We start from the raw sequence: 6692 nt of genomic DNA, 5'->3' as shown, positions 1-6692 counted from the left end.
TCCCGTATCATTCCGCTCATAAGCTTCATAATACAAAAACAGTTCGCGCTGGAATATCTCGCTCGACCAACCATCGCTGGCAATGTGGTGAACGTCGATTAACAACACTACAGTTTCCTTCCGACCAGTCAAACTCCCAGCGTTCACAGGCTTTTTGTAAAACTTTACCCTCACAGGATACTCCGAACTCAGATCAAAAGGACGGTTGATGTCTTCTGTAATCAGTGACTCATGATCATCTCTTTCTTCAAATACTATTTCCTTTATTATCAAAGGTTGATCATGAACAATCTGGTGAACATCTAAATCACTATCCCACTCAATTGTAGTTCTAAGGATGTCATGTCGTGCAACAATTTGCTGCAATCCATATTTCAATGCCTCTATATTCGAACTTTCGGCCAGCTCTAGGACTGTCGGAGTATGGTAGGCGTTTGAGCCCTGCTCATACTGTTCGATGAACCAAAGTCGCTTTTGTGCAAAGCTTAAAGGAAATTTTAACGTTGTTCTGTCGCTAAAAATCGTTGTACCCAAAAATATATCTTTAGAAAAAATATGATTTTCAAAAAGAATGGACTTTAACCGACTTTTATTTTTAGCAATAAACTGCTTAGTCTTGTCATTCTGAAGGTGTTTGGGAACGATTAGCCTGATTGTATCAGCATCGAGCCAGATCGCTCCATGATGGACTTTTAACTTTTTGAAAAAACAAAATATATCCCCCATTTGTATATCGCAATTCGAAAGCAAAGATCAGACTGAAAATACCCACTCAACACCTTCATCTGTAATTTGGGTTGACGGAATATCTGCTAATATAGTTTTAATACATCGAGATTTAAAAATATCTGCAACCCTGATGTTACACCCAAGTTCACGACTCATTTTACTTGCTGCTTTTGTTGCCAAAATAGAGTTACCGCCAATTCCAAAAAAATCGTCAGTGGTACCGACCTTTTTAAGCTGCAATAGTTCTTGCCAGATACTACACGCAACCTTCTCTATGTCATTTATTGGAGAAACAAATTCACCATGCAAAATTTCCACCTTTGGTAACTTTTTATAGTCAATCTTGTTGTTCGAAGTCAGTGGCAATTCATTTAAGAAGATATAGTGGTCCGGCACCATGTAAGTTGGTAGATATTTCCCAATTTGTTTTTCAATATAATCTTTCACAGAGATTTGCTTTGCCTGAATCTCGGGCAACAACATGTCTTCTCTTGAAATCTTACCAATTGCAATGCTATAATTCGACCCTGGATAAGGGGTAACACCCAATACACAACTTCCTATATTGTGGTTATATAGTTGCTCTATCAACCAGTGTGCATGATAACCCGATTTCATTAGACTTAATGGTGAGTGCGATCCATTAAAAACTATTAATCCTTGTGAATTCTCCAGGAGTTGATTTGTTTCTGATAATTTAACAGCAATATCCTGGCTAAAAGGAGAATATTCATGATTCCCCTTATTACTACTAAATCCTGAGTCAACACGCTTCAAGTAATCCATTTCTACACGGTCTCTGTTATCAGTCATAAAAAAGTTCATTTGTTCATTTCCAGGGACAACAACAGAATTGACAACAAAATCTATAAGGTGATAATAATCATCTTCCTCCCTATCTATGACTAAAATTTGTGCTGATAGACGGAGAGTTGCTACTTGCTGCTCAAGTAGGGCAAGTATATGGCCGACTTCTAGCCATGAAAGATTTACAGCCTGACCTCCATAAATAGGCTCTATTGCCGGCTTAAATAGTTTAAATGTCAATTTGATGTCGAATACATCATTAATAAGACGATCTTGACTGTTTCGTTCTTCGGTTATTCCCACAATAGACAGATTATGCGAAACCGGTTGATAGTAATAGTATCCCTTTTTTAGTTTCGCATTATCAATATCTTTTGACAAAGTAACATACGTTTGAATGGCATTAGTACTCCCTGCGGAAGGATATAAATATTTTGGCAGAACTCTGTCCTTGATTGAAATAGCGCTTAGGGGACGTAGGAGTGCCATTAGCACTTCAATATCACTCTTAGTATCGCAGTCAATCCTTGTCTTATCTTCAGTAACGGCAACAGCTTTAAATCGAATAGGCTGAAGGAGTTTAGCCATCTCCTCGTGTGTTAATTCAATTGCTTCATCCCGAAACTGACGATAACTTTTTCGTAAGCGATATTTGTGTTCATTTAGATCTAGGCCGGCAACTTTGTAAGTGGGAAACAGGTCCTTTCTTATTCCAACCTGTTCCAGTTTAGATATTATAGTATCTGATTTATCGGTACCTCGTAAGCTCCTTATTGAAGTGCCTTGATTTTTTAATACTGAGTTGTTTGTTTTATTAAGGACGAGATAGGCAACGAGCTGATTGTCCTGTATAGTGGTCAAGGTCTTCTCAACACCTTCTATGCGTGCAAGTTTAGAGGAGATTTCGTCAAGTTCTACTCGGTAGCCGTTCAGCTTTACCTGGTTGTCTTTACGGCCTTCAAATTCAATATAGCCTGCCAAATTCCATCTGCCCAGATCACCTGTCTTATATAATCTGCCCAGCGTTTCATGGAGAATAAAACTTGCCTTAGTTTTAACTTCATCATTCCAATATCCGAGCGCAACTCCTTCGCCTCCTATATAAATATCCCCCATTACGCCCATGGGACAATGCTCACCAAATTCATCCAGTACATACATCTTCTGGTTAGGCATTGCATAACCGTAAGGAATGGACTTCCATAACGGATCAGTACCTTTGATTTCATACCATATCGACCAGATGCTTCCTTCTGTAGCTCCCCCCAAGCTGATCACCCTGGTAGCAGGACTCATGGACATAATTTGATCCGGCAATTGAACAGGGATCCAGTCTCCGCTCATCAGCACCAGTCGTAAAATATTAAAGTCCTGATCTAGATCAATAAGATAATCAACCAACAACTGCATCAACTGAGGTACAGTATTCCATACAGTAATGCCATGTTTTTCTATAAGCTCATACCAATGACCTGGTTCTTTTGTCTTGTCCTGATCAGGGAATACGATTGTGCCGCCAGCGGCTAATGTCCCAAACAAATCATACACAGATAAATCAAAGCTCAACTCTGATAAAGCCAAAATTTTATCGATGGAGGTAACCCTCAGTCCTTCATTGACAGCTTGTATCGTATTAACGGCTCCGTGGTGCGATATAGTTACGCCTTTAGGCTTTCCTGTACTCCCTGAAGTAAATATTACATACGCTATATCCTCTTTCTGAGGCAGTTTTAATGAAATAACCTCCCTTCGAACTTCAACAATGGATTCAATTATTAACCACTTATATTTCAACTCAATTCCACTGCCTTGGATCCGAGAAGTAAATTCCGACTGTGAGACCAACACCGTTTTCACAGAGCCCTCTTCTAATATTTCATCTACTCTTCCAAAGGGCCAGTCCACATGCAAGGGTAAATAGGCTGAGCCCGATAACATAATGCCAAGTGTAGCCACAACCTGCAGATGCCCCTTCTCACTCAATACACCAATCAAATGATTGCGCTTGGACAAACCGTAGTACTGTAAGTAACCACCAATACATTGGCTGTATTCGCCAATCTGTCGATAACTATAAGTGCCCTTAGAATCTATTACCGCAAAAGACTCCGGGATAGCATGTATGGTAGCTAAACAAACATCAACTAACGTCGAAGAAACTTTTGGTTGAACATGATCATTGGCTTTTTCTATTACCGCCTGATCCGAAGCAGGTAAGGAAAGGGTCGGTAAATATCCCTCCCAGCCAGTAACCGCCAAATGTTCAATCAAATAACAATAATCATTATTTAACCTTTCGATAAACTCCTTATCAAATAATTGCTCAACATATAACCAGATACTGGAAAACTTATTACCTGTTTCAAATGCCTGAAGATCTATCCAAGCTTGCGACGTCTGTCCTTTGAAAGATCGTGAACTTACCGATTCTGATTGGTCCAAAAAATAAGGCGGTGTATAAATATCGACAGCAGGCTGATTATTACCTCCCACCCTGCCAGTAAATACAATGGGCGATACCGACTGATAGGGATCCAAGCCATGAGCATTTTGCAATTGCCGCTGTACTTCCAGACCATTAAACAATCCATGCTCCAGATCATTCCATAAATCCTGATGCGATCGCGTTAAATGATCTTTTATGGAACTCTTCACATTTTTATAGCTGAACAAATTAGTGGAAGTAAAATCTCCCCATATGTTATTGACATCAGGATGTATACTGTATCTATTGAATACCGTAAGCGTTATGAGAAAATCCTTTTTACCCGAATACCTTGATAGTACATATCCATACAGTGCCAGCAACGCTGCAGAGGTAGAGATTCCATAACGAGTCGTCTTTTCCTTAAACCTCAGCCAAACAGACTCTTCCACCACTCTACTGGATATCGCAAATTTTGGCTTTGATATCCTTTTAGGATCATTCTTTAAAAGAAGATCTGGCCTTAAAGGAATATTTTCCAATTTATCATGCCAGTACTTCTTGTCAGCAGCATACCACTTCGAATATTTTAAGTACGAAACATAATCCTGGTAATCTTTAAAATTAAGTCCCGAAGGCTTTAGAATATATGCATCACTCTTATAAAGTCTGGTCATTTCAGCAAAAAGATTTTGTCTACTTTCAGCATCCAGTAAAATAAGATCAATGCTGACATGTAAAATATCACAATCATTGAATCTGGAAACACAAAATGTAAACAATGGATATTCACTTGCGTCATAAACATAATGAGACAACTTCTCCCGCAACGATGTCAACAAATCCTCTCGGTAGTCACACTCATAACTATCTATAGACACACGATAAGGCTCAATGCAGGAGACGTCCAGATAACGTTGAGTCAATGACTTGATGTCAAATACAGTCCGTAACTCTAAATAATTATGTATGACTTTATTAATAACACGCTCTAATCGACAAACATCTATCGGCGCACTGTAGGTAAATTCATGATAAATGTGATTGGAGACTCCTCCTATTTCAAAGGTATCCAGCCTGCCTAAAAGATAAGCCTTCTGAATATCAGTCATCGGAAAAGGATCGTAGGATCGTGCAACATTCTTCACCAAAGGAAGACTGGATAAGTCTCCTTCATGCTCAACATTCTTAAAATCACTGGGGGTATAACTAGCCCCTTCACGATCCAGCTTCTCTTCACAATGATGGATGATCGCCTTCAGGTGAGACTCCAGACTTGCACCCAACTCTTCGGTCCGCGATCTCCCTAGACGCGTCACAACCGTAAAAACCAGTTTCCCCTCCCCAACATACCCATTTATATTAATCACATTATGATCCCTGTTCTCCAGCGGCATACCACGACCGCTCGACTCACCCGTCATGATCTGCCAGAACCCATCCTTGTCTTCCTTGCCAAACTGTCCAAGATAATTGAAACTTACCGGTGCAAGATCCGACAGATTGTAATCATTGCCCGGCTGGGTGGCAAACGAACCAAAACCAACCCCCTTATTGGGTATCATATGCAGATGCTCCTTGATCAGCTGGATACTCTCTCCTATCCCGGAACCTAAACATAGCTTCACCGGAAACAAACTTGTAAACCAGCCAACCGTATGACTGTGATCAATCCCTATATCTATCCCCTCGCGACCATGGCCCTCAAGGGTCAAACCCTGAACATCACAACCGTTCAGCTCCCTAAGACCGTAAGCTAGAGCCGTCAATAATAAATCATTGATCTCCGTGTGATAAGCCTTCGACGCCTTCTGCAATAACGTGCTCGTTAAAGACTCCGATAACTCCACTCGTGAAGAACTCAGCCCCAGACCCTCAGGCACACCGTATGAGGGAATCCCCTCCAGATGATCCTTCCAGTAAGGGCGCTCAGCTATATGATGTAAACCATAATCACCCACACTCTCAACCCACTGACGGTAACTGCTGCCCTTCTCTCCGGCAACTTCCCCGCTATACAAACGCTTAACGTCCTCTACCAGAATACGCCAACTCACAACATCCACTATCAAATGATGAAAAGCAAAATACAGACGGCTCGACCCGTCTGCATAGCCATACAGGTAGCCTGCCTGAAACAACGGGCCCCCGTCCAGATTAAAACCGCTTTGCCAGTCGGTAAGAACCTTCTCTAGACCTTCTTCCGAAACACTTCCCACGTCCAGTGTCTTTAGCCGGGGAGCAACGTGCATGTCCTGGTAAACCTGACACCATGGCCCTGAACGATCGTAGCGAACCCGGAGCATATCATGATGCAGGCACAACTCCTCCAATGTCTTCTCCAGCTTATCGATATCCAGCTTCCCTACCTTTACCAGAAAACTCTGGTTCCAGTGGTGAGGGTTTGTAAATTCTCCCGACAAGACCCGGGAACGGAACCATTGCTGGACAGGAAGCAACCCAAAGGAACCTGTCAAAATTCCCTGCTCCGTCTTGACAACCAACCCTCCGGAACTCTCTTCCTGCATATGGCTCACCAAACGGGAGATCGTCTTGCATTCAAAAATATCTCTCACCTGGCAATCGTAGCCGGCCTTTCGGATACGGCTCGATACCTGGATGCTCAGAATCGAATCCCCCCCTATTCTGAAAAAATCATCCGTCACTCCCACACGCCCAACACCTAGAACTTCCTGCCAGATCCCGCATAGAACGGACTCGGTCTCAGTAC

General features: G+C 41.7%; 2 protein-coding genes. Both read right to left on the bottom strand.

The features are described 5' to 3' along the window. Positions 1-726: condensation domain-containing protein (locus J2X69_RS24500; RefSeq protein ID WP_310109437.1), on the bottom strand; the 726-nt coding region annotated here is incomplete at its 3' end. Between the two features lie 27 nt (positions 727-753). Continuing rightward, the gene (locus J2X69_RS24495; RefSeq protein WP_310109440.1) at positions 754-6663 is read right to left on the bottom strand and encodes a non-ribosomal peptide synthetase; all 5910 of its coding nucleotides are present in this window, start codon (positions 6661-6663) and stop codon (positions 754-756) included. Between the last annotated feature and the right edge of the window lie 29 nt (positions 6664-6692).

The organism is Algoriphagus sp. 4150 (genome assembly GCF_031457395.1).
GTDB lineage: Bacteria > Bacteroidota > Bacteroidia > Cytophagales > Cyclobacteriaceae > Algoriphagus.
Note: the sequence above shows the minus strand (reverse complement) of the source record. Positions and strands in the feature narration are given on the sequence as shown.